The organism is Streptomyces sp. NBC_01433 (assembly GCF_026340105.1).
Lineage (GTDB): Bacteria > Actinomycetota > Actinomycetes > Streptomycetales > Streptomycetaceae > Streptomyces.
Genome location: NZ_JAPEPM010000002.1, coordinates 1,247,164 through 1,273,169 on the forward strand (window position 1 = coordinate 1,247,164; position 26,006 = coordinate 1,273,169).

Sequence of the window (26,006 nt, forward strand, 5' to 3'; positions counted from 1 at the left end):
GGCCGGGCCGCGCCGACCCGAAGGCCCGGCCCAGGAGCTCTGCCCAGGAGTTCTGCCCAGAAGCCCGGCCCACGAGCCCGATAAATCACGACAGGACCTGTCCGGTATTCCGGTTAGCTTCGCGACCATGGATCGGAACATGGACCGGAGCATCGTCATCACCGGCGCGCGCGAGAACAACCTCCGCGACGTCTCCCTCACTCTCCCCAAGGGCCGCATCACCGTCTTCACCGGGGTGTCCGGGTCGGGCAAGTCCTCGATCGTCTTCGACACGATCGCCGTCGAATCGCGGCGGCAGCTGAACGAGACCTTCACCTCGTTCCTCCGGAACCGGCTGCCGAAGTACGAGCGGCCGCACGTCGAGTCCGTCGAGAATCTGTCGGTGGCGATCATCGTCGACCAGAAGCCCGTGGGCGGCAATGTGCGCTCCACCGTCGGCACGATGACCGATATCTGGTCGGTCATCCGGGTGCTGTTCTCCCGGCACGGCACGCCGAGCGCCGGGCCGGCGACCGTGTACTCGTTCAACGATCCCAGCGGCATGTGCCCCGAGTGCGACGGCGTGGGCCGCACGGTCCGCCTGGACCTCGACCGGGCGGTCGACTGGTCGAAGTCGCTCAACGAAGGGGCTCTCCTGCTGCCCGGCCTCTCGGTCGGCAGCTGGGAGTGGAACCTGTACGCCGGTTCGGGGCGCTTCGACAACGACCGGCCGCTCGCGGACTACACCGAGGAGGAGCGCCGCCTCCTGCTCCACGGCAAGGGGTTCACGGTCCGCCCGCAGCTGCGGACGGCCTCGGCGGACATGCGGTTCGAGGGCGTCGTGGAACGCTTCGACCGGCTCTACCTCAAGCGGGACACGGAGTCGCTCTCCGAGAAACGGCGCGAGGCCGCCCGCCGGTTCACCGTCGAGACGGTGTGCGGCTCCTGCGGCGGTGCGCGGCTCAACGCGGCGGCGCTCGCCTCCCGTATCGACGGGCACTCCCCCGCCGACTACGCGAGGATGGAGGTGGCCGACCTCGTCGGCGTACTGGCGAAGATCGACGATCCGGTGGCGGGTCCGATCGCGGCGGCCGCCCGCGAACGGCTGGAGCGTCTGGTCGGCATCGGTCTCGGCTACCTCAGCCTGGACCGCGAGACCACCACGCTGTCGGGCGGCGAGGGACAGCGGCTGAAGATGGTGCGCCATCTGGGCAGTTCACTCACCGGCCTGACCTTCGTCTTCGACGAACCGAGCGTCGGACTGCACCCGCGCGACGTCGGCAGGCTCAACGATCTGCTGGTACGGCTCCGGGACAAGGGCAACACCGTGCTGGTCGTGGAACACGACCCGGATGTGATGGCCGTCGCCGACCATGTCGTCGACATGGGGCCGGGCGCCGGAAGCGACGGCGGACGTGTCGTCTTCGAGGGGACCTTCGACGGGCTGCGCGAGGCCGGCACGCTCACCGGCCGGTGTCTGCGCCGGCGCACCCCGGCCAAGGAGGCGTTCCGCTCCCCCACCGGGTGGCTTCCGGTGTCCGGTGCCGACCTGCACAACCTCAAGGGCGTGGACGTGTCGTTCCCCGTCGGTGTGCTGACCGCGGTGACCGGTGTGGCCGGGTCCGGCAAGTCCACCTTGGTATCAAGGGTGTTCACGGCGGCGTACCCGGATGCGGTGGTCATCGACCAGACGGCGATCACCGCCTCGTCCCGGTCCACCCCGGCCTCCTACCTCGGCGCGCTCGACACCATCCGCAAGGTCTTCGCCAAGGAGAACGGCGTCGATCCGGGGCTGTTCAGCTTCAACTCCTCGGGCGCCTGCGCCGAGTGTGCGGGGCGCGGCGTGATCTTCACCGATCTCGCGTTCATGGATCCGGTCACCACGACCTGCCAGAAGTGCGAGGGACGGCGCTTCCAGGACGACGTCCTCGCGCACCGGATCGGCGGCAAGTCCATCGTCGATGTACTGGACATGACGGCCACTCAGGCCGTCGAGCTGTTCGATGACCCCTCCCTGCTGCGGAAGTTGCGCACACTGGATGATGTCGGGCTCGGATACCTCACGCTGGGCCGGCCCCTCGGTTCACTCTCGGGCGGTGAGCGCCAGCGCATCAAGCTCGCGACGCGCCTGCACCGTACGGGCAGTGTGTACGTCCTGGACGAGCCGACGACCGGACTGCACATGGCCGACACCGGCACGCTGGTGGATCTGCTGGACCGGCTGGTCGACGCGGGCAACACCGTCATCTGCGTCGAGCACAACCTGGATGTGGTCAAGCGGGCGGACTGGGTGATCGACCTCGGCCCCGACGGCGGCAGGAACGGCGGCGAGCTGGTCTTCGAGGGCACCCCGGCGGCGCTGGCGGCACACCGCACGTCCTTCACCGCCGCGTATCTGCGCCGGGATCCGGGATGCGCTCCGGAGCACCACGCTCCGGGACGGTAGCGAGCGCGGCGGGAGGCAGCGAGCCCTCCGGGACGGCTGAGGGCGCAGCGGCGGGGCTCCGGGGGCTGGAGCGGCCGCGATGCCGCGGGGCATGATGGGGCGGCCCGACCGCCGTCCCGCCCCTGGAGGAGCCCTCGTGCCCAGCAGAACAGCCCTGGTCCGCCGTGTGAGCCCGCGACTCGCCGAGGGGCTCGTGACCCATGTCGAGCGCACACCCGTCGACGCCGGGCTGGCCGCGGAGCAGTGGGAGCGGTACGTCGCCGTGCTCGCCGAGCACGGCTGGGACACGGTCGAACTGGCTCGGGCCGACGACTGCCCGGACGGGGTGTTCGTCGAGGACGCCGTCGTGATGTTCCGCAATGTGGCGCTGATCGCCCGGTCCGGGGCGGAGTCCCGCCGGGGCGAGACCCCGGGCGTCGAGGAGGCGCTGGTGCGGCTCGGCTGCTCGGTCAACCGGATCCGCGAGCCCGGAACCCTCGACGGCGGCGATGTGCTGAAGATCGGCGACACGGTGTACGTCGGGCGCGGCGGGCGGACGAACGCGGAGGGGATCCGGCAGCTCCGGGCCGCCTTCGAGCCCCTGGGCGCCTGTGTCGTGGCGGTGCCGATCAGTAAGGTTCTGCATCTGAAGTCCGCGGTGACGGCGCTTCCGGACGGCACCGTCATCGGGTACCCGCCGCTGGTCGACGAGCCCTCGGTGTTCGGCCGGTTCCTGCCGGTGCCGGAGGAGGCGGGCGCGCATGTGGTGCTGCTCGGGGGCGGCCGGCTGCTGCTGGCCGCGAGCGCCCCGAAGTCCGCGGAACTGTTCCGGGAGCTCGGATTCCGGCCCGTCGTGGTGGACATCAGCGAGTTCGAAAAACTGGAAGGCTGCGTGACCTGCCTGTCCGTACGCGTCCGTGACCTGCACGCATAACGGTACGTAAGCGGATGCCCGGAGGCACCGGCTTGGCGTGGGCCTTAACGTCGCTTTAACCTACGGTCACGTAACCTACGAAGCCGTAGGTAATTCTCCCGTCCCCAGGAGCTCCCCGTGACGATCACCTCTCCCCACCTCGGCAGTTCGAAGGCGTGGACCGACGCCCAGCTGCTGTACGCGCTGGAAGAGGTGGTGGAGAAGGAACTCAACCGCCATCTCAAGGTCGCCAAGGACTGGATGCCGCACGAGTACGTCCCGTTCTCCGACGGCCGGAATTTCCCCGGTATCTTCGAGGACGGCGACGCGTGGGCGCCGGAGCAGTCCAAGGTGACCGACATCGGCAAGATCGCGCTGGTCGTGAATCTGCTGACCGAGGACAACCTCCCCAGCTACCACCACGAGATCGCCTCGCTCTTCGGCCGTGACGGCGCCTGGGGCACCTGGGTGCACCGCTGGACCGCGGAGGAGGGCCGGCACGGCATCGTGATGCGCGACTATCTGCTCACCTCGCGCGCCGTGGACCCGGACAAGCTGGAGCAGTTCCGCATGGCGCACATGGCGGAGGGCTTCGAGTCCGACAACCGCCACTCGATGCTGCACTCCGTCGCGTACGTCGCCTTCCAGGAGCTGGCGACCCGGGTCTCGCACCGCAACACCGGCCACCAGTCGGGCGACCCGGTCTGCGACCGGATGCTGGCCCGGATCGCGACCGACGAGAACCTCCACATGGTCTTCTACCGCAACCTCCTGGGCGCCGCCTTCGAGCTCGCCCCGGACCTGACGATGCAGGCCGTACGCGATGTCGTCGTGAACTTCCGGATGCCGGGACACGGCATGCCGGGCTTCGAGCGGGCCGCCGCGCAGATGGCGATCGGCGAGATCTACAACATGCGTATCCACCACGACGACGTGATCCAGCCGGTCCTGCGCTACCTGAAGGTCCTCGACATCGACGGGCTCGGCCCGGAGGGTCTGAAGGCACAGGACGAACTGGGCCTGTACATGGGCGGCCTGGACAGCGAGGCGTCGAAGTTCGACGAGAAGCTGGCGGCCCGCAAGGCACGCCTGGTCGCGCGCGGCCGGGCCTGACCCTCCCCGTGCGGGACTGACACACCCCCCGTACGCGCGTACGCGACAGCGAGCACCGGCACCGAGCGCCGGACGGCCCGACACCACGGGCCGTCCGGCGCTCGCGTCGCTCCGGCCCCCGTTCGCTCCCGCGCTCACTCCCGCGCTCGTGTCACGTCGGGCCCCGGGTCACTCGCGCGCCGTCACCTCCGCGTACGCGACGTCCCGCACATCGGCGACCGGATGCTGGCGCAGCATGCGCAGCTGGGTGCGCCAGGGCCCCGTCCAGCCCGTGCGCCGGCCTCCGGCCACGGTCAGTTCGGCGGCGAACAGTCCTTCGGCCGGGTCGCCGCTGCCCGTGAGGCGTGCGGTGACGACGAGCAGCGTGTCCAGGCCGACGACGGCCGGCCCGTCCGGAGCACCGGCGTGTTGGCCGATGGTGCGCGCGGTACGGGCGGCGAGGACCGGCCGCCCGTGGTGCAGTCCGGCGAGCCGGACCAGCGCGGCGTGCAGGGGCTCCGCGTCCGCGTCGAGATCCACGGCGTGCGCGAGCAGACCGGCGGCCTGCGGCACGAAGTCCCGGAATCCGGCGAGGACTTCCCCGGTGGCGCCGAGCACGGCCCGAGTCCGCCGGCGCCGCCCCGCGGTCCGCCGGCCGAGCGCCTCGGCCACGTACACCACCCGCTGCCGGGCGGGCCTGTCCCGCTCGGCGCCCGCCTCGTCCGCCGTGTCGTCGGTGGCCAGGGTCGCCAGTACCCGGTTCAGCGCGTCCACCGCCGCCGGGGCCGCCGTGGCCGCCTCGATCAGCGCGTCCGCCGCGGACCGCCAGGTCCCGCGCCGGTCCAGGCCGGTGAGCGCGCCCACCAGGACGTCGCACGCGCCGGGCGACCACGGCAGCCAGCGGGCCACCGCGTGATGGGCGAGGGCGGCGAGCTCCTCGTCGTCGGTGTCGCACACCCGCTGGACCAGCCCGGCGTACCGCTGCCGGTGCCCGGCCGCCAGCTCCGCCGGGTGCGCCCGCAGCACGGCGGAACGCGGCGCACCGGCGCCGCTCACCGCGTCGGCCATCACGTCCCACATCCGCTCGTCGTCGAGCAGGGGGATACCGAAGGCCACACAGGCGGCCCGCACGTCCGGGTGCTGGTCCGGCAGCGCGTACGCGTGGGCGAGCAGGCCCGCCGCGTGTGCGGTGGGCAGCCGGAGCGCGGCGAGCCGCACCACCTCCTTGCGGCTGGTCACCTTGCCGGTGCCGGGCGCCACGCGCGCGGCCAGCGAATCGGCCAGCAGGGAAGGCCGTACGGACAGGGAGACGCGGCCCGCCGCGTACACGGCGACGCGGGCGCGGTCGTCACCGGTGTGCGCGAGCAGATCGGGCAGCACCTCGGCGGGCCTGTCGGTGCGGGCGAGCGCGGCGAGCGCCGCCTCGGCGAGCACGATGTCGGCCGATCCGGTCCAGGGACGTACGGCATCGGCGCCGATGCCCGGCAGCCGGGCCAGTTGCCCGATGGCCGTGGCCCGGGAATACAGCGGCAGCTTCCCGTCCCGCGCGACCCGTTCCAGGTCCCGGCCCGCGGCCCGGTGCTGCCGCGGCACCCAGCGGATCACGTCGGTGCCCACGGGCACGGTCCATGGGGTGCCCGCGGTGAGGAACCTTCCCCACGGCGGTGTCTCGCCGAGGAACCGGTCGAGCAGATCGGTGCGGCGCCCGGTGAGCACCCGCAGCACGGCGGGCAGGGCGATGGCCGACGGGTCGCGGGTCAGGATGCTCTCGACGCGTTCGTCCCGGTGCGCGGGCGGCTCCAGCCGGAAGCCGATCGCGGTCCGGGCGGCGGAGTTGTTGCCGTAGAGAACCGCCTGCCGGAGCATTTCCTGAAGGTCCGGCATGGTCGCGGCGCGGCGGCCCACGGCCCGTGCCAGGGCGAGGACGAGGCCGTAGTCCGACCGCTCGGCCCCCGCCTCCAGCCAGGGCCTGAGCGCTTCGAGCACGGTGTGTTCCTGGCCCCGGCGCAGGGTCCGGTCGAGTCGGCCGAGGTCCGCGCTTCCGCTGTTCCCGGAGATCCGGACCAGGGTGCGCAGGGCCCAGTTGAGCAGGGCGCGCTGCCCGGTGACCGCGTGCTCGCGCAGGACGCCCACGGCGAGCGCGCTGAGTGCGGAGCGGGTCGTCGGCGATGAGTCGCGGGCCTCCACCGCATCTGCGGCTATCCGGTCCAGCCGGGGTTCCACGGCGTCGGTGCAGAGCGCGGGCGGGACCGTGAGCAGGGCGCGCAGCGCGGCGGACCGGACCGGGTCCTGTTCGTTGCGCAGCCGCAGCATGTCGTCGAGCACGGTGGCGACGGCGGCCGGGTCCGCGGAACGGCCCGCGTTGCGGATGAGCAGCGACCAGGCTTCGGCGCGGTCGTCGGCGGCGGACCTGCGCGTCGCCGCCAGGAGCCGTTCGCGTACCTCCGCGACCGGCAGATACGACTCGGCGAGCAGGACCGTGTCCCGGCCGGCCCCTCGGTCACGGGCTCGCGCCGCCATCCGCCGCGCCACGGGAGCCACATGGCTGCGGGGCAGCGCGTCCAGCACCGTGGTGTCGACGGTGCCGGACGCGCCGTCGCCCCGGCCCTCCACGACCGCGTCGTAGAAGGCGCCGCGACGGCCCGGCGGCAGGGCCAGGACCAGCCCGGCGAGCAGATCCCCGAAGTCCGCGACGGACCGGCCGAGTTCGACGTACAGCTCGTCGGGCACCGTACGGGCGAGGCGTCGCAGCAGCACCTTGCTGAGCACTCCGCCGCGTGGCAGCCGAAGGCCTTCGGGGCCGAGGAACAGCCGCGCGAAGCGGACCGGGTCGGCCGCGAGGAGCTCGCCGAGCCTCCGGCTCACCGGAAGCGTCGAGGGGCCGTACCGCTCCAGGAGGTCGAGGACCCGGTGCGGGTGGGCCGCCGCCGCCGCGACGACCCCGCGTTCATGGCCGTACCACCGCCACCAGGCGTCACGTCGCGTCCCGGGCTGCGACGCCAGGTCGCGTTCCGCGGCATCGAGGAACGGGCGGGGGTGGCGGGTGGCGAGGGACGACCAGCAGCTCACCGAACGGAACAGTTCGGGCAGCAGCCGGTCCACCACCTCGCACGAACAGCCGGGCAGCAGCCGGGACGCCTCGGCGTCGCCCCAGGTCCCGCGCAGCGGCTCGATCAGCCGGTCGGCCAGGGCGGTGCGGCGGTCGGCGACGATCGCCCGGACCATCTGACGGCGCACGGCCGTCGGCGCGTCTGCGAGGGCCGCCTCGTACGCGGAGTCCGGTACTCCGAGACTGCGCGCCACCCCGCAGGGCCACGCCCCTGACGCGGGGGTCCTCGTCGGCGATGCGGTCCTCGATCCACCCGGCGTCGCGGGCGACGGCCGCGGCGACGACGGCGAGGTGACGCTCATAGGGATCGCCGCCCGCCAACTCCTCCAGGACCGGCCGCAGTACCCCGTCCGAGGCCAGGCGTCCGGCGCGTACGGCGAGTTCCCGCATACGCCCGTGGTACGGGAGCGGCTCCAGGGCGTCGAGCAGGGTGCAGGCGAGGACGAGCGGCTGAGCGTCGGTCATGGGGCGATTCTGCCGTGCCCGGACAGGATCACCCCAGAGGTTTACGGACCGTATCCACAACGGCCCCCGCCGCGGCCGGACGCGCCGACCGGACGCGGCTCCCTACCTGACGGTCCGGTGGACGCTGCGCACGGCGGCGATATCGGCGTGCGCCGTGGGACGCGGCAGGTGCGCGCTGAACCCGTCGAGCCGACGCCGGACACTGGTCGCGATGCCCTTGCCCAGTACGTAGCGGGTCGCCGTGCGCGCGTCCGCGGCGGTGTCCAGGATGCGGTGGGCCTCCCGGCTGCGCATGCCCGTGTGGCTGAGCACCAGGTGGGTCAGCAGGTGCGGGAACGCCGCGAGAGAGGACCCGATCCGTGCGGCGGCCTCGGCGTCGATGTGGTTGTCCGGCGCCCCGAGGGTCCCGGCGGCCCGGACCCGGCCCAGGTCGAGCAGCTGCACGCCCGCCGTCGCGGCCGCCGTCACCAGCCGGGCCGCGGCGCGTGGCCCGATCCCGTTGCTGGCGACGGAGATCCGGGCGGTACGGCCGTACGGCGCGCGGGCCAGACCGGCGGCGAGCGTATCGGCCCCGTCGTCCCCCAACCGGGCTGCCGATACGTAGAGTTCGGCGATCGCCCCGGCGGCCAGGAGCGCCGCCAGCGGCGCCGCGCCGACGGGTCCGAGCGCGTTGCCGCCGATGAACAGCCGCTCCACGGGTCGCCCCGCCGCTGCCGCGGTGAGCAGCGCCTCGGCGAGGACGGCGGCGCCCGCCGCGCCGAGTCCGGTCTGGACGAGGTCGAGGGTACGGAGCGTGGCGGCGGCCTCGACGAGCTGGGCCGCCGCCTGCCCGCCGCCGGTGCCGAGCGGGTTCCGCTTGAGCCAGACACCGGTCACCATGTGCTGCGAGGCGCGCAGGCTGTCCGCGATCCGGCAGGCGCCGCCCGCGGTGATCCGGTTGCAGCCCAGGTAGAGGGTCTCCACACCGGTCCCCGCGCTGCGGTCCGCGACGGCGCCCGCGCCCTCGTCACCCAGCCCGTCGGTGCCGAGCAGCAGATGCCGTACGGGGGCGGGTCCGCCGTCCGCCGTCCGGGGGTGCAGGGCACCGGCGACCAGCGCGGCTCCCCGGGGGCCGAGCGCCTGTTTGCACAGGTCCAGGCGGCCGTCGGGCAGCGCGGTGCCCGACGGGAAATCCAGCCGTTCGTCGGCGCTCACGCCGGAGTGCAACCAGCGGAGCAGCGGGGCGAGTTCCGTGACCGAGCGCGGCAGCACCGGGTGCACTCCCGCGTACGAAGGCGAGGGCGGAGGGGGCGGCGAGGAGAGTGGCGTGGTTGGGTGCGCTCCGGGGGTCACCATGACGCCTCCCGGTAGTCCTTGAGGAACACGCCGGAGACGGGCGATCCGGCCTCGCCCCGGACGATCGGGTCGTAGACGCGGGCCGCCCCGTCGACTGTGTCGAGGGGGGTCCGGAAGCCTCCGGCGGCGAGCCTTCGCTTCTTCGGGGCCGGGTTCTCGTCCGTGATCCAGCCGGTGTCCACGGCACACATATGGACACCCAGTTCCGCGAGTTCGGCGCCGCTGGTACGGGTGAGCATGTTGAGTGCCGCCTTGGCCATATTGGTGTGCGGGTGGCCGCCCGTCTTGTTGCGCACGGCGAACCGGCCTTCCACCGCCGTCACATTGACGATGTAGCGACGTGGCCTCGGCGAGGCCAGGAGCAACGGGAGCAGCCTGTCGCAGAGCAGTGTCGGGGCCAGCGCGTTGACCAGCTGGGTCTCCAGGACCTCGGCGGGGTCGAGCGAGCCGATCCGCGCGGACCAGGAGTTCACTGGTGAGGTGTCGGGCAGCAGACCCGCCTCGTCCGCGTCGGGCAGCAGGAGTGCCAACGCCCCGGGGGCGGCGGGGCCCTCGACGGCGGACATCGGTGTGTAGCCGGGTGCGCGCAACGCGCCGACGGGCAGAGCACCGTGCTCCCCCGCGGTCAGCAGGGCGTACGCACCGGGGGGCCGACGCACGGTCTGGGCCGCGTTGTTGACGAGGATGTCGAGCGGTTCACCGGCCTCCCGCAACTGCTCGCACAGGCCCAGCACCTGACGCGGGTCTCGCAGGTCCACGGCGAGGACGGTGAGACGGCCCAGCCACCGCGGGCTGTCCGCCACGGCCCGGAACCGGCGCAGCAGATCGTGCGGGAAGCGGGTGGTGACGAGAAGGTCGGCACCGTCCCTGAGCATCATCAGCGCCAGCTGGAAACCGATCTTGACGCGCCCCCCGGTCAGCAGGGCGCGCCGCCCCGACAGATCCGTACGGCAGGCGCGCCGGGCCCTGTTCTCCGTCGCGCACTCCGGGCACAGCAGGTGGTAGAACGAATCGACCTGGCGGTACCCCGACTTGCAGATGTAGCAGCGACGGGGCCGGGTCAGGGTGCCCGCGGGGGCCACAGCGGCACCCGCGGGGTCGAGCGGGGCGTCCTCCCGCCGGCTCTCGGCGCCGGTCGCGGTGGCCGCGAGGACGGCGGCGTCCGCGGCGGCGCGCCGCTCGCCGCTCGCCCTGCGGCGCTTGACACGGCCGTCGCGGGTGAACGAGGCGGCGACCTGTTCGGCGCGGAGCCGGACGGGGTCGTCCGCGGGCAGTGCGCGAAACCGGGCGACGAGCCGGTCGAAGTCGGCCGACTCCGCGTCGGTGACGGTCCGTTCACGGACCGCCTCGTGCCGGCCACCGGACGCGGGGCGCGCGCTCCCGGCCGAGGTCCGGATCTCGGCCGGGCCGTCGTGGCGGTACGTCGCTTCGTGGTGCATGCCTCTGCGCTCCCCGTGGTCCCGACCGGATTCGAACCGGCGTCCCTCCGCATGTCATACGGACGCGTCTTCCTCTGCGCTACGGGACCCCGGGGGCGGCCTGCCCCGACGCGCCTGCTTCAGCGACTCGTCCGGGCATGGGGAGATACTAACCAGCTGTCACCCGGGCGCCCTCATGAATAAGACCGACCGGCACCTGGGGGGGGTGGGGGAGGAGCGGGGCTGGGTGCGTGCAGCGGCGAGGCGGAGGATCGAGGCATGGCACAGCGCCATGGTGAGTGACGACAACGCCGCAGATACGCGTGCCCGGAAGGGCCCGAAGGGGAGCCGGGAAGGAGCCTGGAAGAGGGCCGGTCCGCTGTTCCGTGCGGCGGAAGTACCGGACGGGCGAGGACCCTCGGTACGGTGATTCAGGCCCGGTTGCGATCGGCTCGGCGCAACCGTTCGCGCTCCTTCTCGGAGAGTCCGCCCCAGACACCGAACCGCTCGTCGTTGGTGAGTGCGTACTCCAGACAGGCCACTCGTCCCTCGCAGGCGTTGCACAACTGCTTGGCCTCGCGCGTCGAGCTGCCCGGAGCGGGGAAGAAGAACTCGGGTCCGGCCTGCGCGCACAGCGCGCCCTCCTGCCAGGCGAGCGTCTCGTCTTCGGTCACGGTGTTGATCAGCATGGGCCTCACGGTGCCCGGTCCCGATAAACGACCGATCAACGATTCATCAATCCGGGTCAGGCCCGAAGCGGAACGGCCGTAGGCGCAACGGCCCGGGTCCGGCGCGGGACGGCCGGTGCGCGGCGGCCGCCCGTCCCGTCGGGCGGCCGGTCAGCCCGCCTGCCTCGGTTCGGGCTTGATCACCGCGAAGGCGGCGCCGTAGGGGTCGGCGAGATTGGCCATCCTGCCGACCTCCGGGACGTCCATGGCCGCCAGGGTCTCCTTGCCGCCGAGCCGCTTCGCCTCGGCCGCCGTGGCGTCGACGTCGTCGACCGTGAAGTACGGCAGCCAGTGCGGACCTGCCACTGCCTCGGTCGGTGAGTCCTTGAACGGCACGAGGCCGCCGAAGGCCGAATCGGGTCCGGCGTTCGCGGGGCGCACCGTGGTGTAGGTGTACGCGCCGCCGCCGAACCCCATCTCGTCGGTCTGCCATCCGAAGACCTTGTTGAAGAACGCGGCGGCCGGGGGCACGGCCGGGGTGTAGAGCTCGGCCCAGAGGAACGAGCCCGGTTCGTGGATGACGCCGAGGCCCGGATTCTCCTTCGGCTGCCACACACCGAAATACGCCCCGGCGTTGTCCTTGAAACCGGCCATGCGGCCGAACTCCATGACGTCCATGGGCTCCAGCAGCACGGTGCCGCCCGCTCGCTCCACCTTCTTGGCCGTGGCGGAGGCGTCGGGCGACTGGAAGAAGACCGACCAGGCGCTCTTCGACTGCTCCGCGGGGACCGTCATCACACCGGCGGCTGTGCGGCCGCCCAGCGTGTACATCCCGTAGCCCCCGATCTCGGGGCCTCCCGGGACCAGATCCCAGCCGAAAAGACCGTGGTAGAAGGCGGTGGCGCCGTCGAGGTCCGGTGTACCGAGGTCGATCCAGTTGGGGATGCCGTCGACGAATCTGGGGCTGGGCATGGTGCGCTCCTTCAGCGAGTCCCATGGTCTCGCTTGTCCTGATGCGCGGGCCTTTCTCCTGACTTTTCGAGTCTCGCACCGGGCACTGACAGCCGCAGTCCGCGCGAGGCCGGGTCCGCCGCGTGAAACGCGGACACAGAAAGGGCCCCCATCAGGGCACCGGCCCCGGACGCGGGCCAGGGGGCGCGTCACGTCGGACGACGGCCCGTCGACGTGCTCGGCCGAAGGGGTGAGGAGCCGGCGCCGGACGACACCGGAGTGGTGCCGCGGAACGCCCGCACGGGGCGGCGGCACGGTCCCGGCCGGACCACTCGGCCCTGATCCGACGATGATCGCGTGTGCCATGCCGCCCAGCGTAGGGGCGGCCCCCCGAGCGGGCCGAAGCATTGCGGCGTGCGGCGCGTCTCTCCTCAGCGACGTACGCCGAGTGCCGGAAGTACCGTCTCGGCGACCCGGTACGCCTCCTCCAGCAGCGGGTTGCCGGACAGGATGAAGGTGTCGACGCCCAGGTCCTCGAACTCCTTGAGCCGTTCGATGACCTGGGCCGTCGACCCGACCACCGCGGTGCCGGGGCCCGGCCGGAACAGGCTCATGCCCGGCCACATATTGGGGTGGACCTCCAACTCCCGCGCCCTGGCGGGCACCTTGCCGCCGTGCTGGCGGAACTGACGCTGCCAGCCGATGCCGTCCTCCCCCGCCCGGTCGCCGAGCTGCCGTGCGTACGTGGCGTCGCTGGTGACGTCGAGGAGCCGGTCCGCTGCCGCCCACGCCTCGTCCTCCGTGTCGCGGACGATGAGGTGGAGCCGCAGTCCTATGCGCAGGGTGCGGCCGTACGCGGCGGCACGTGCGCGGACCCGATCCAGCTTCTCCTTCAGCAGGTGCGGAGGCTCGCCCCAGGTCAGGAACACATCGACGTGCTCGGCCGCCATCTCTATGCCGGGCGCCGAGGAGCCGCCGAACCAGAGCGGGATGTGCGGGTCCTGGACCGGCTTCAGCTCGCGGAAGGAGGCACCCGCGTTCTTCAGGTCGTAGAAGCGCCCCTTGTGGTCGAAGGCCTCGCCCGCGGTGAGGCGCTTCACGATCGACCAGTATTCGGCGCTCAGTTCGTACCGTTCGTCGTGCTCCACGTGGAGGCCGTACTCCCGGAGGGACGCGGTCGAACCGTTGACGACGTTGAAGCGCAGCCGCCCGCCGAACAGGGTGTCGAAGCTGAGCGCCATCTTGGCCAGCAGCGTCGGCGAGATCAGTCCGGGGTGGACGGCCAGCAGGGGTTTGAACCGGGTGCTGGTGGTGGCGGCGAGCGCGCTCCCGAGGGGCCAGACGTCGTAGAGGTCCGTCGCGAGCAACGCCCCGCTGTAGCCGAGCTGTTCGACGGTACCGGCGAGTCGGCTCAGATAGCCGAGGTCGACGGGACGGCGCCCGGCCGGCTCCCAGGGGTAGGCGCCTTCGCGCGGGATGATGTACCAGAGGACTTCGCTCGGCATGGCGGTCAGGCCGCCTTCGGCGCGGAGGGGCGGGCGACGGCGGCAGCCACGGTGACGGGCCGCTCGATGAAGCCGGTGCGGTGGAAGATGTCGGCGGCCTCCTGCTGCTCGGCGAGGAACTCCTCGCTCACCGCCTCGATCCGCCAGGGCAGGGAGCGCAGCGCGCTCTCCCAGTCGTCGGCGCCGCCGCCCAGGTCGGCGGCGGCGATCTCGGCGGCCCGGCGCGGGTGTGCGGCGACCCAGGCGTCGGCGTGCCGGAGGGCGCGGGTGAGCGCCTCGATGATCTCCGGCCGCTCCTCGGCGAGTTCGCGCCGGGTGAAGAACACGGAGCGGTCGGTGATGACGTCGGCGGTGGGCACGAGGGTGCGCAGTCCGCCGGCGCGCCGGGCGGCGGCGAGCTGTGCACCCTGGGCGACCCAGGCGGCGATGTCGCCGGTGCGCAGAAGCTGTTCGCTGTCCTTCGTGCCTCGTACGGCGGTGATGTCGCCGGCGTACGAGAGCCCGGCGTCGTGGAGCGCCTTGGCGATGAGGTGGGTCTGCCAGGAGCCGATCGCCAGGTGGACGACCGCGCCCTTGAGGTCGGCGACGGTACGGACCGGACTGTCCACGGGCACGAGCAGGGCGCCGTGTTCGGGGCGCGGGGCGGAGACGGCCGTGTAGACGAGGTCGTGGCCCGCGGCCTGGGCGGTGACGGGCGGGGTCGAGCCGGTACCACCGAAGTCGATGACGCCCTGGGTGAGGAGTTCGCCGGTGCGGACGCCGTTCGTGTACGGGTGGAAGGCGACGCTCTCGCCGAGCGGGGCCAGTTCTTCCTGGGCGAAACCGAGCCGGGTGAGGTGGTACAGGTAGTAGAGGGACGGATTGCTGCTGTGGACACCAATGGTGATGGTCATTCAGATCACTCCGATTTCGGTACGTCCGGGGGTCGGCGCGGGGGCGGTGGCGGGCGCGGGGGGTATGGCGGGGGGCGTGGCGGGAGCCGGGGGCGTCCGGACCCCGAGGTCCTGGAGCAGGCGGCGGCGCAGGGCGACGAACGCGGGGTCCCCGGGTTCGCGCGGCCGGTCGACGGCGACCGGTTCGTCCGTGACGAGCCGCCCGTCACGCAGGACGGCGACCCGGTCGGCGAGCCGTACCGCTTCGTCCACGTCGTGGGTGACGAGGAGGACGGCGGGACGGTGCTTCCGGCACAGTTCACCGACCAGGTCCTGCATCTTCAGCCGGGTCAGCGCGTCCAGTGCGGCGAACGGCTCGTCCAGCAGGAGCAGTTCGGGCTCACGGACCAGGGCGCGGGCGAGGGCGACGCGCTGGGCCTCACCACCGGAGAGGGTGGCGGGCCACGCCTGTGCGTGCCGTTCCAGGCCGACTTCCGCCAGGGCCCGGATGCCGTCGTCGGAGCGGCTTCGCGGCAGGGCGACGGTCACATTGGCGAGGACCTTCTTGGACGGTACGAGGCGGGGTTCCTGGAAGACGACGGTACGGGCCTCGGGTACCAGGACCTCTCCCCCGTCGGCGCCGTCCAGTGCCCCCAGGATGCGCAGCAGGGTGGTCTTCCCGCTGCCGCTCGCGCCGAGCAGGGCGACGAACTCGCCGCGCGCGATGTCCAGTTCCAGACCGTCCAGTACGGCGCGGGCGCCGAAGACGCGGCGCAGCCCCCGTACCCGTACGGCGGGCGTCGTCGTTTCGTGGCCGGTCATCGGGAGGCTCCCTGCGGGGTACGCCACGGCATCAGGACGCGCTCCAGCAGCCGTACGACGATGTCGGCGCCCAGGCCCAGCAGGCCGTAGACGAGGATGCAGACGGCGAGGATGTCGGTGCGGGCGTAGCTCTGGGCCTGGGACATCAGATAGCCGATGCCCGCGGTGGCGTTGATCTCCTCGGCGGCGATGAGCGCGATCACGCTGAGGGTCATCGACAGGCGCAGTCCGGCGAGCAGCGACGGCAGTGAGCCGGGCAGGACGACCTCGCGGACGATGCCGAGGCGGCTCATGCCGAAGGTGCGCATCGCCTCGATGAGTTTGGGGTCGGTGTTGCGCACGCCGCTCGATGTCGAGACGTACATCGGGAAGGTGGTGGCGACGGCGATGAGCAGGATCTTGGCGGTCTCGTTGATGCCGAACCAGACCATGAACAGCGGCACCAGGGAGAGGAAGGGGATGGTGCGCAGGGTCTGGAGGGAGGAGTCGAGGAGTTCGTCGCCGAGGCGGGTGAATCCGGTGGTGATGCCGAGGGTCAGTCCGGCGGCCAGCCCGATGAGCAGGCCGAGACCGGAGCGGGTGAGCGAGGTGGAAAGTGCGTCGGGCAGCTGCCCGTTCCCCCACAACTCGCCGACCGCGCGGAGGACTTCGGCGGGCGAGGCCAGCACGTCCGCGGTCAGGACTCCGGTCGCGGACGCCGTCCACCACAGGACGAGCAGGGCCACGGGGCCCAGTGCCCGTACGGTCAGGGCGTAGGTACGGCCGCGGGCCTTGCGCAGTTGCGGGCGCGGGGTGACGAGTGAGGTGGTCGCGGTGCCGCTCATGTCAGCTTCTCGACGTCGAGCAGATGGGCCGCGACGTCGACCTCGGTCTTGGTGACCTTCTGCTCGGCGTAGAACGCGGCGACGGCCTTGAAGCGGGCGGTGTCCTCGGGGCCGATCGGGTCGACCGTGCCGCCCTGGGCGGTGAAGCCGGTCTGGACTTCCGCGGCCTTGCCGGTGACGGCGGTGGGACCGACGTCGGTGAAGACGTTCAGATACGCGGCCGGGTTCCTCTTCTCCTCGGCGCTGGCATCGTGGAGGTACTGGTAGAGCGCCTTGACGACCTCGGGGTGCTGTTCGGCGAAGCCCGTACGGACCGCGTTCAGGCTGTAGTTGTCGGAGCCGATGGCGGCGCCGTCGGCGACGAAGTGTGCCTTGCCGCTGCCGATCTCGGCGACGGCGTACGTGGCCCAGACGGCCCAGGCGTCGACCTTGCCCGCGTTGAAGACGGCGGCGGTCTGGTCGGGGCGCAGATAGACGCGCTGCACCTTGTCGGCCGGGATGTTCGCCTTGGCGAGGGCCTTGAGCAGCAGGTACTCGCCGGTGCCGCCCTGGTTGACGGCGACCTTCCGGCCGACGAGGTCGGCGACGGACTCGATGCCGGAGCCGTCGCGGACCAGGATGCCCTCGCCCGCCGCGTCCGGGTCGACGGCGGTGAAGAACCTGAAGCCGGGGCGCTGGGCGAGCGAGGTGATGCCGGAGGTGATGGAGCCGGTGGCGATGTCGAGCTGGTCGGCGTTCATCGCCTGGGCGGCCGGGGCGAAGGGCCCGGCGCTGCCGGTCCACTCCACCTTGGCGCCGACCTTGCCTAGCGCCTTGTCGAGGCTGCCGTCCTTCTTGCCGAGGGCGAGCACCCCGGAGTTGCCGGGGTCGGGGATGCGTACGGAGACCGTGCCCCCCGCGCCTGAGCCGGAGGCGCTGTCGGCCTCGGACGTGCCGCAGGCGGTGAGCGCGAGCAGCGCGGTGGCCGTGAGGAGGGCGGGGAGCGCGGCGTTGCGCAGTGGTCGGGTCACGTTCATGGTGGCGGGGGTCCTCAAGGCTCAGGGGGCGGCGGGCAGTCGGGCGGAGTGCGGTCCGTTCAGGGCGGCAGCGCGCTGGAGCGGCCCGGCATCGGCCCAGGCGGTGATGTCGACGCGCTCGGGCAGGAAGCCGTGGGCGTACAGCGCGGACTCCTGCTCGGCGAGCAGGGCGAGGCGCCTCGGTGTCAGGTCGGGGTGCAGGGTGAGGTGGGTGCCGGGGCGGTAGGCGCCCGCGACTCCGTCGGCTCCGGCGCCGGTCTCGGCGCCGAGGATCCGGGCGACCTCGTCGGGCCGGCCGGCGGCCCAGTCGGCGGCCCTGAGCAGGACGGCGAGGAAGCGGTCGACGAGGTCCGGGTGTTCGTCCAGGAGGTCCTGGTGGACGGTGATGGGGCGGGGGGTGCCGTTGTTGATCCGGAAGCGGTGGTCGGGCAGTTCGTCGAGTTCGACGGCGACCTCCGCACCGGACCGCCGGGCCGCCTCGACGGCGAGGGCGCCCTTCACGTACACCGCGTCGACGTCCCCGCGCCGCAGCGCGGCGAGTTCGGCCGCCCACTGCCCCTCGTGGCCGTCGGCCGGTACGTCGACGAGCACGGCGTCCTCCTGACTCAGCCCGGCGGAGGCGAGTGCGCCCTCGAAGCCGCGCAGGGCCATGGCCCGCCAGAAGTCGATGGCGATGGTGTGCTTCGGCACGGCGAGCCGCAGTCCGCGCAGGGCCTCGGCGCCCCGGATACCGGAGCCCGGCGCGACGAGCACGCTCTGGCGCTCCTCGATCCAGGTGAGTCCGATCAGCCGGGTCCGCTCGCCCCGCGAACGCGCCCACAGGGCGGGCACGTTGCCGCCCTCCCGGAACAGGCCGGGGAGCGCGTGGGTGAAGTGCGCGGCGCGGTCGGCGCCGGGGGCGGCGTCCTGGAGGGAGCGCACCTCGATGCCGTCGGGGGCGAACTCGTCGGTGAGCCAGCCGCGGTCGGCGGCGATGCCGGTGGCGGTGGGTACGGGACAGCGGGTGAACCAGAGTGTCTGGGGCAGGACGGCGGCATGCGGCATGAGGTGTCATCCCGGTCGGGTCGGCGAAGTGGGCGCGGGCGTGCGGGACCGGACCGCTCGGGAGCGGGACGGTGAGCGCGGGAGGGTGAGGCGGCGGAAGCGATCGCGGCGATGCGGCCGCGGGACCGTGCCGGTACCCCGGACTACCGGATCACCCAGGGATCGGGGCGGGGCCGGCGAAGAGGACTGCGACAGGGCGACGGAAGATGCGGAAGCCCGGAAGCCCCGGAAAGCGCGGAAGGCGAGGGAAGGCGAGGAACGTGCGGAAGGTCAGCGACAGGCTGCGCTGGAGACGCGCGCCAGATCGATGTGACGGCGCAGCGTGAGAGCGAGCGGCACCGGAGCGGCGGTGGCGTGGGAGTGGTCCGCGATGCGGCGACCGGCCATGGCACTGCTCCTTTCGTGCTCGTCGGTGGTGACGGCCGAAGCCTGCCACGGATGCGAGCGCCCGGACAACTCGCTTCCCATGATGTGGGATTACATATGAACGGAGTGTTTCCTGACCCGGTTGAGCCAAGGGTCAACTCCCGTAATGTGGCAATGGAAAGCACCCCTCCCACCCCACGAGCGGAGAGTGAGACCGACATGACCGAGGCCGCGACAGCGCGCGCTCCGGGCGGGGCCCAAGCGGTCCGGCGCGCGCTGGACGTCCTGCACTGTTTCCACGACAACGGCGCCGACCTCAGCGCCTCCGACCTGGCCCGGCGTCTGTCGCTGTCGGTGTCCACGGCCCACCGGCTGGCCCGTACGCTGCTGGGCGCGGGCTTCCTGGAACAGGACCCGCGCACGTCCCGGTACCGGCTCGGCCCCTCCGTCACCGAACTGGGCCGTCTCTCCTACCACCAGCGCGGGCTGCATCTGGCCGCCCCCGAGCTGGCCGACCTCGCCGAGCGCACCGGCGCGACCACCGACCTGGCGCTGCGCAGCGGCCCGCACGCGGTGATCGTGGCGGGCGGTTCGGTGACTCCGAAGGTGGGGCTGCGCAGACCGCTGCACTCCACGGCACTGGGCAAGGTGCTGCTGGCCTGGGCGCGACCCGGCGAGGGCGGCCCCGACTCACTGCCCCCGCTGCCCGCGTTCACCGATCGCACGATCGTGGAACCCGCCGCGTTGCGGGCCGAATTGGCGCGCGTACGGGCCGATGAGTACGCGCTCAACGACGGCGAGTCGGCTTACGGGGTGCGGACGTTGGCGGTTCCGGTGCTGGACGGCGCGGGTCACGCGCGGTTCGCCCTGGCGGTACGGGCCACCCCGAGCGTGATCACGCCGGAGCGGACCGACTGGCTGCTGACGCAGGCCCGGTCCTGCGCGCGGGCGCTGGAGGTACTGCTGCTGTCCCCGGCCGAGCGGCGCCCGCCCGCGCGGTAGCCGCGCGCGGGCACGGGCGCGGGCGCGTGCTCCGGCGCGGCCACGGACGCGGACACACCGCGCGAGCCGGGGGTGCGGGTGCCGGGGTGCGGGAACGCCCCCCGGCGCGTTCCGCTCAGTGCTCGTGCTGCCCGCCCGCCTCGTCCGCGCTCGCCGCCTTGTCGGCCTCGTCGGCCTTGGCCGTGGGGCTCTTCGTGCTCGACACATGGTGCGGTTCGTACCCCGGGACCGTGCCGTCCGGCTTGGCCACCAGCAGCAGTCCGGCCATGCCCATGTCGGAGTGGCTCTGGACATGGCAGTGGTACATCCAGGCGCCCGCGCCCACGTTCTCGCCCGCGATGATCTGGAATCCGAAGGAGTCGGCGGGGCCGCAGATCTTCGTGTCCACCACCCGGCTGGGGTCGTCCGGCCCGGTGAGCAGCCCGGTTCTGTTGTCCGCCCAGCGATGACCGTGGATGTGGAACGTGTGGTAGTACTCGCCGTGCGTGATCATCACGACCTCGACCCGGTCGCCCACCGTGGCCTCGAAGTTCGGACTCTCGTGGCCCGCCTTGTTGTTGATCGTCATGTCGTTGAAGACGATCGTGATCGTCTTGTCCGGCAGGATGTCGCCCTGGCGCCGCACGACCAGGGGCCCGTAGAGCCCCTTGCGGATGCCGCCCGTGCCGTGGTCCGTGCCGACGACATGGTCGTGGTAGTGCCAGTAGCCCGCGCTGCCCGGCCGCCAGGTGCCGTCCTTGCGGCGGCCCGGGGCGTGGGTGCGCCAGGTGTAGGTACGGGTGCCGCCCGGCTCCACATGGCTCTTGTTCATCCGGGTGCCGTCACTGGCGATGTCGTAGTCGACACCGTGGACATGGAGGCTGGCGTCGACGTCCGTGGTGTTCTCGAACTCGATGTGCAGGGTGTCGCCCTCGTTGATCTCGATGAGCGGCCCGGGAATCGACGCCTTGCCCCTCTCGAAGCCGTAGCCGAGGGAGCCGTCCGCCAGCTTCTCGGCGTACATCTTCAACCGGCGCACCACACCTCCCGCCGGTGCCGTCCGCGGCGGGTTCTCGGCCGAACTGGCCTCGACCGCGCCGAGGGACAACGATGTCACGCCGGTCGCCGCCGCCGCCGCGCCACCCACCAGCATCCGCCGGCTGAAGGTCCTTCGATCCATGCCGAACTCCCCAATGCGTGAAGGAAATTGCTGAGGCTCAGAGCCCAGTCGGGCACAGGAGATCCCCGGGACGGCCCATACCGTAGCCGGGGGATCCCCGTTTATCCACACCCAGGACAAAGTTAGTGCGGATCCTGCCATAGCTATTGGCGCGCCACGAAAAGAGGTCTAGCTTCATGCGCTGTTGCAGTGACCGAAAAGTTGCAGTGACCAAGAGGGGTGGGTGACACATGCAGCGCACACCGCATCACCGGTCCAGAACACGCCGCGGTCTCGCGGCGGCCGTGGCGACCGGCGCACTGACCGCGTCCTTGCTGGGCGGCAACGCCGCCAGCGCCAGGCCCTATCCGGAACCGGCAGACCGGCTTCCGACAACGTTGTCCCTTCCGTCGCCGCCCGGTGGGGCCAACGTCAAGGTGCTGGTCTTCCACGCCTCGGCGGGCGACGAGTCGCCGACCGTGGACGCCGGTATCGCGGCGATCGAGAAGATCGGGCTGAGCGGGCCGGAGGCCGGACGTTTCAAGACCGTCGCCTCGGACGACGCCGGGGTGTTCACCAACGCCAAGCGGCTCGGCACGTTCAACGCCGTCGTCTTCCTCACCGGCGGCGGCGATGTCCTCGACCCGGAGCAGGAGGCCGGTCTTGAGGCGTACATGGAGGCGGGCGGAGGGTTCCTCGGCATCCATGACGCGGCGCGCACCGAGCCGTACTCGGACTGGTTCACCGGTCTGGTCGGGGCCCGTCCGGCCGCCAACAGCCCCACCACCGCGCAGCGCGCGACGGTGGAGATCGGGGACCGGAGCCACCCGGCGACCAAGAACCTGCCGCTGGAGTGGAAGCGGCCCGACAAGTGGCTGAACTGGACGAAGAACCCGTCCGGCAATGTGCACACCGTGGCCAGGGTCCGCGAGCTCACCTACAAGCCCGGCGCGAGCGCCAACGGCTGGGACCACCCGGTCTCCTGGTGCCGCGACTACGACGGCGGCCGGTCCTTCTACACGGCCATGGGCGGCACCGTCGACAGCTTCGCGGAGACGGACTTCCGCGACCATCTGCGCGGTGCGCTGTCCTGGACCACCCGGCTCTCGCAGGCCGACTGCACGGCCACGATCAACGCCAACTACAAGGCCGAGCGCGTCACCCAGCCCAACCAGCCGGGTCAGAACGACCAGATCGGCGAGCCGCACGGCCTGGTCACCGCCGCCGACGGACGGGTCTTCTACATCGGCCGCGGCGGCGCCGACAGCAGCGTGCCGGTCGTCACGGACTGGAAGGACCCGAACATCGGCAAGGGTCTGGGCGAGATCCACGTCTACGACCCGAAGACCAAGAAGGTCACGCTCGCCGGTGCGCTGACCGTGTTCGGCAACAAGGGCGGCGGCGACGAGCTGGTCAAGGTCGAGGAGGGGCTGCTCGGCATCGAGCTGGACCCGGACTTCGCGTCCAACGGCTGGGTGTACCTGCACTACACGCCGCACGCGAAGATCGACCGCGACAAGCAGATGGCGGTACGCCAGGTCTCCCGCTTCACCTTCGACCCGGCCACCAACAAACTGGACCTCGCCTCCGAGAAGGTACTGCTGAACTGGCCGGTCCAGATCCACAGCTGCTGCCACGCGGGCGGCGGAATGGCCTGGGACTCCAAGGGCAACCTGTACATCGCGACCGGTGACAACAACTCCTCCGGTTTCAGCGACGGTTACTCCGGCAACAACCCCCAGCCGAACTACAAGGGCGTGTCGTTCGCCGATGCCCGCCGCACCGCGGGCAACACCAACAACCTCAACGGGAAGATCCTGCGGATCCACCCCGAGGACAACGGCACGTACACGCTGCCCGAGGGCAATCTCTTCACCGGCAAGGAGCCGGACGAGGGCGGCGGCAAGACCCGCGGCGAGATCTATGTGATGGGGGTGCGCAACCCGGCCAGGATCTCCATCGACAAGTCGACCGACACGCTGTACGCGGGCTGGGTCGGCCCGGACGCCGGGGAACCGAGCACCACCTGGGGTCCGGCCAAGTACGACACGTTCGCCGCGATCACCAAGCCCGGCAACCACGGCTGGCCGTACTGCATGGGCAACAAGCAGCCCTACCGGGACCGCAATCTGCCCGACCCGAGCAAGCCGCTCGGCTGGTACGACTGCGACGCCCCGAAGAACGAGTCGCCGAACAACGACGGTCTGGTGAAGCTGCCGCCGGTCACCTCCAACACCATCTGGTACTCGCCGCAGGGCGGCGGCGTGGACTACCCGCGCGACGCCGACGGCGTCCCGAGCTACAGGATCGAGGAGCAGAAGCTGCTCCTGCCGTGGCTCAAGGGCGGCGGACAGGCCACGATGAACGGTCCGGTCTACCGGTACGACGCCGCGAGCACGAGCGCCGACAAGTGGCCCGCGTACTGGGACGGCAAGTGGTTCGTCGGTGACTTCTACGACGCCGACCAGCCGCGGCACGCCGTGCTCACCGACCCGAAGACGGTCGGCAAGGGCGGTCTGCCCACCCATGCCGAGTCCCTGAAGAAGATCATCCCGGTCGGGGCCGACGGCATCCGCAACCTGATGGACTGGAAGTTCGCCCCGGACGGTTCGCTGTATGTCCTGGACTACGGGCGCGGGTTCTTCACCTCCGACTCCAAGTCCGCGCTGTGGCGTGTGACGTACAAGGGCGGCGGCCCGACCCCGGCCGCCGCCGACCTGGCCAGGAAGGCGGCAGCGCAGTGAGACACCCCTCGCTCCTCGCACGACGGCGATACCGTCCCGCCCGGCTGTGGGTGGCCCTGCTGGGATCGTTCCTGATGGTCCTCGGGCTGACCTCGACGGCGGCGTACGGCCGCACGGACGACCGTGCGGCGGCGGCCGGTCAGGTCCTCAACTGGACCGCGGGCGACCCCATCGACCACTATCTGTCGGCGCCCAGGACGGCGGTGGCCGGCAAGGCGACCATCGTCTTCGAGAACAGCACGGCGACCGGCAACACGACCGGGATGCCGCACACCCTGACGTTCAGCGTGTCGGACCCCGAGTTCAACAACGATGTCCAGCTGAACATCCTGGCCAACCCCAGCGACAGCGCGGGCGGCAAGTACAGCGTCGACGTCACCCTCACCCCCGGCCGGTACTTCTACCACTGCACCATTCCGGGGCACGGGTCGATGCAGGGCATCCTCACCGTGACGGACGGCGGTGGCGGTGAGGACACCACCGCCCCGGAGACGTCCGCCAAGGTCGACGGCGACAAGAACGCCGACGGCGCGTACCTCGGCCAGGCCACCGTCACCGTGGCAGCGACCGACGGGGGCTCGGGCGTCGACACCGTCGAGTACGCGGTCGGGGCGGACGGCACCTGGCAGCCGTACACCACGCCCATCGTGGTCAACGAGGTCGGCACGCACAAGATCCGCTACCGGGCCACCGACAAGGCGGGGAACACGGCGGCGGAGAAGGCCGTCGACTTCACCGTGGCCGCCCCGCCGACCGACGACAAGACGCCGCCGGAGACCTCGGCGACCGTATCGGGCGAGAAGGACGGCCAGGGCGCGTACCTGGGCATGGCCACGGTCACCGTGACGGCGTCCGACACCGGTTCCGGCGTCAACACCATCGAGTACGCCATCGGGGCGGGCGGCGCCTGGCAGCCGTACACCGCCCCCGTGATGGTGCACGAGGTGGGGACGCACAAGGTCCGCTACCGGGCCACCGACCGGTCGGGGAACGTGGCCGGCGAGAAGGCCGTCGACTTCACCGTCGTCGAGCCGCCCTCGAAGGACACGACCGCGCCGGAGACCTCGGTGAAGGTGGCGGGCGACAAGAACTCGGACGGCGCCTTCATCACCAGCGCCAAGGCCACGGTCACGGCTAGCGACGACGACTCCGGGGTGGACAAGGTCGAGTACTCCCTCGACGGCGGTCCGTATCTCGCCTACACCGCTGTCGTGATCGTGGACCGGGTCGGGTACCACACGCTCGCCCACCGGGCCACGGACAAGGCGGGCAACACCTCCGAGGCGAAGAAGGTGTCCTTCACCGTCGCGCAGAGCGGCGGAGTCCCGGCACCGAACTGCGCGGAGTTCGACGAACGGCTCACCGTCATCGTGGGCACCGTCGACACCGGTGTGCCCAACCGGATCACCCGCAACCGCTGCACGGTCAACGAGCTGATCGAGGACGAGAAGGACTGGTCCTCGCACGCGCTGTTCCTCAAGCACGTGGACAAGGTCCTCGACCGGCTGCTGACCGACGGTGTGATCGACACCCGTGAGCACAAGAAGATCTACCAGGCGGCCAAGCAGTCCGGGATCGGCAGTCCGGGGCAGTCCGAGGGCTACACCAAGCTCTTCGACGGCACGGCCGCTTCGCTGGCCAAGTGGCAGCAGGTGGGCGGCGGGCAGTTCGCCCTCAACAAGGAGGAAGGCTCGATCACCAGCTCCACGACGGTGGACGGCATGGGCATGCTGTGGTTCCCGTCCCGGAGCTACGGGGACTTCTCGCTGAAGCTCCAGTGGCGGGACGACGCTCCCGGCACGGGCAACGCCAACGGCGGGGTGTTCGTCCGCTTCCCGAACGTCCACGACAACCCGGAGGAGACCCGCCCGGAGTGGGTCGCCATCAAGTACGGCCATGAGATCCAGATCAACGACCGGCCGGACGGCGACATGTACAAGACCGGCTCGGTCTACGGCTTCGACCGGGTGGGCCTCGGCGGCGCCGGGGTCACGCCCAAGGGCACCTGGAACGACTACGAGATCCGCGTGGTCGACCAGCACTACTCGGTCTACCGCAACGGTGTCCTGCTGAACGAGTTCGACAACAACGGCGGACAGCTCTTCGAGCCGCCGCGGGGCGACGACCCGGGCACCGACGGCCGGCGGTTCGCCTCCGGCCACATCGGGCTCCAGGTCCACAGCACCTCGGACGTCATCTCGTACCGCGACATCCGGGTCAAGGAGCTGTAACCCGCACGCGCACCTCTCAGGAGGCCGCGGCCGCATGCTCCGGCATGTGGTCGCGGCCTCCCGGGTGCCGGTGCCGCCACACCCGGA

Annotated in this window: 19 protein-coding genes and 1 tRNA gene; 6 read left to right on the plus strand and 14 right to left on the minus strand. The window is 71.6% G+C overall.

Annotation, left to right across the window (positions count from 1 at the left end):
* Positions 1-139 precede the first annotated feature (139 nt).
* From OG413_RS33080 to OG413_RS33090, 3 genes are all read left to right on the plus strand, one after another.
* On the plus strand, positions 140-2,425 hold the full coding sequence (locus OG413_RS33080; RefSeq protein WP_266812000.1) for an excinuclease ABC subunit UvrA: 2,286 nt from the start codon (positions 140-142) through the stop codon (positions 2,423-2,425).
* A gap of 136 nt (positions 2,426-2,561) precedes the next feature.
* Positions 2,562-3,338 carry a dimethylargininase gene (ddaH, locus tag OG413_RS33085; RefSeq protein WP_266812002.1) on the plus strand — a complete coding sequence of 259 codons (777 nt, stop codon included), beginning with the start codon at positions 2,562-2,564 and terminating at the stop codon, positions 3,336-3,338.
* A 117-nt stretch (positions 3,339-3,455) separates the two neighbouring features.
* Complete coding sequence (locus OG413_RS33090; RefSeq protein WP_266812004.1) at positions 3,456-4,430, plus strand: acyl-ACP desaturase; 975 nt, start codon at positions 3,456-3,458, stop codon at positions 4,428-4,430.
* Between the two features lie 168 nt (positions 4,431-4,598).
* On the opposite strand, the gene OG413_RS33095 is transcribed toward OG413_RS33090, so the two are convergent.
* The 13 genes from OG413_RS33095 to OG413_RS46965 form a co-directional block, all read right to left on the minus strand.
* The gene (locus OG413_RS33095) at positions 4,599-7,712 is read right to left on the minus strand and encodes a hypothetical protein (RefSeq protein ID WP_266812005.1); all 3,114 of its coding nucleotides are present in this window, start codon (positions 7,710-7,712) and stop codon (positions 4,599-4,601) included.
* A 373-nt stretch (positions 7,713-8,085) separates the two neighbouring features.
* The gene (locus tag OG413_RS33100; protein ID WP_266812007.1) at positions 8,086-9,318 is read right to left on the minus strand and encodes a ribonuclease inhibitor; all 1,233 of its coding nucleotides are present in this window, start codon (positions 9,316-9,318) and stop codon (positions 8,086-8,088) included.
* Positions 9,312-10,757, minus strand: a complete 1,446-nt coding sequence (locus OG413_RS33105) for an SDR family oxidoreductase (protein WP_266812008.1) — start codon at positions 10,755-10,757, stop codon at positions 9,312-9,314. Before OG413_RS33105 ends, OG413_RS33100 begins: the two co-directional genes overlap by 7 nt.
* A gap of 16 nt (positions 10,758-10,773) precedes the next feature.
* A tRNA-Val gene (locus OG413_RS33110) sits at positions 10,774-10,846 on the minus strand.
* A gap of 321 nt (positions 10,847-11,167) precedes the next feature.
* Positions 11,168-11,425 carry a WhiB family transcriptional regulator gene (locus tag OG413_RS33115; RefSeq protein ID WP_266812010.1) on the minus strand — a complete coding sequence of 86 codons (258 nt, stop codon included), beginning with the start codon at positions 11,423-11,425 and terminating at the stop codon, positions 11,168-11,170.
* A 150-nt stretch (positions 11,426-11,575) separates the two neighbouring features.
* A complete protein-coding gene (locus OG413_RS33120; protein ID WP_266812011.1) occupies positions 11,576-12,376 on the minus strand; it encodes a VOC family protein in 801 nt (266 codons plus the stop codon).
* A 410-nt stretch (positions 12,377-12,786) separates the two neighbouring features.
* Positions 12,787-13,860, minus strand: a complete 1,074-nt coding sequence (locus tag OG413_RS33125; RefSeq protein ID WP_266812012.1) for an LLM class flavin-dependent oxidoreductase — start codon at positions 13,858-13,860, stop codon at positions 12,787-12,789.
* A gap of 5 nt (positions 13,861-13,865) precedes the next feature.
* Positions 13,866-14,753 carry an ABC transporter substrate-binding protein gene (locus tag OG413_RS33130; RefSeq protein ID WP_266812014.1) on the minus strand — a complete coding sequence of 296 codons (888 nt, stop codon included), beginning with the start codon at positions 14,751-14,753 and terminating at the stop codon, positions 13,866-13,868.
* On the minus strand, positions 14,754-15,554 hold the full coding sequence (locus tag OG413_RS33135) for an ABC transporter ATP-binding protein (protein WP_266812016.1): 801 nt from the start codon (positions 15,552-15,554) through the stop codon (positions 14,754-14,756).
* Complete coding sequence (locus OG413_RS33140; RefSeq protein WP_266812017.1) at positions 15,551-16,378, minus strand: ABC transporter permease; 828 nt, start codon at positions 16,376-16,378, stop codon at positions 15,551-15,553. Before OG413_RS33140 ends, OG413_RS33135 begins: the two co-directional genes overlap by 4 nt.
* Entirely contained in the window at positions 16,375-17,394 is a 1,020-nt protein-coding gene (locus OG413_RS33145) for an NrtA/SsuA/CpmA family ABC transporter substrate-binding protein (protein WP_266812019.1), read from the minus strand. Before OG413_RS33145 ends, OG413_RS33140 begins: the two co-directional genes overlap by 4 nt.
* Before the next feature lie 21 nt (positions 17,395-17,415).
* Entirely contained in the window at positions 17,416-18,438 is a 1,023-nt protein-coding gene (locus tag OG413_RS33150) for an ABC transporter substrate-binding protein (protein WP_266812021.1), read from the minus strand.
* A 270-nt stretch (positions 18,439-18,708) separates the two neighbouring features.
* Positions 18,709-18,825 (minus strand): putative leader peptide, encoded by a 117-nt coding sequence (locus tag OG413_RS46965; protein ID WP_323137955.1) that lies wholly within the window; start codon positions 18,823-18,825, stop codon positions 18,709-18,711.
* A 198-nt stretch (positions 18,826-19,023) separates the two neighbouring features.
* On the opposite strand from OG413_RS46965, the gene OG413_RS33155 reads away from it, so the two are divergent.
* Positions 19,024-19,806, plus strand: coding sequence for an IclR family transcriptional regulator (locus OG413_RS33155; RefSeq protein WP_266812023.1), 783 nt, complete (start codon positions 19,024-19,026; stop codon positions 19,804-19,806).
* A 115-nt stretch (positions 19,807-19,921) separates the two neighbouring features.
* Here OG413_RS33155 and OG413_RS33160 read toward each other — a convergent pair whose 3' ends face one another.
* Complete coding sequence (locus tag OG413_RS33160) at positions 19,922-20,965, minus strand: multicopper oxidase domain-containing protein (protein WP_266812025.1); 1,044 nt, start codon at positions 20,963-20,965, stop codon at positions 19,922-19,924.
* A 230-nt stretch (positions 20,966-21,195) separates the two neighbouring features.
* Here OG413_RS33160 and OG413_RS33165 point away from each other — a divergent pair, with 230 nt between their 5' ends.
* Both OG413_RS33165 and OG413_RS33170 read left to right on the plus strand, forming a co-directional pair.
* A complete protein-coding gene (locus tag OG413_RS33165) occupies positions 21,196-23,688 on the plus strand; it encodes a ThuA domain-containing protein (protein WP_266812027.1) in 2,493 nt (830 codons plus the stop codon).
* Positions 23,685-25,919 (plus strand): family 16 glycoside hydrolase, encoded by a 2,235-nt coding sequence (locus tag OG413_RS33170; RefSeq protein ID WP_266812028.1) that lies wholly within the window; start codon positions 23,685-23,687, stop codon positions 25,917-25,919. Before OG413_RS33165 ends, OG413_RS33170 begins: the two co-directional genes overlap by 4 nt.
* The last annotated feature ends 87 nt before the right edge of the window (positions 25,920-26,006 follow it).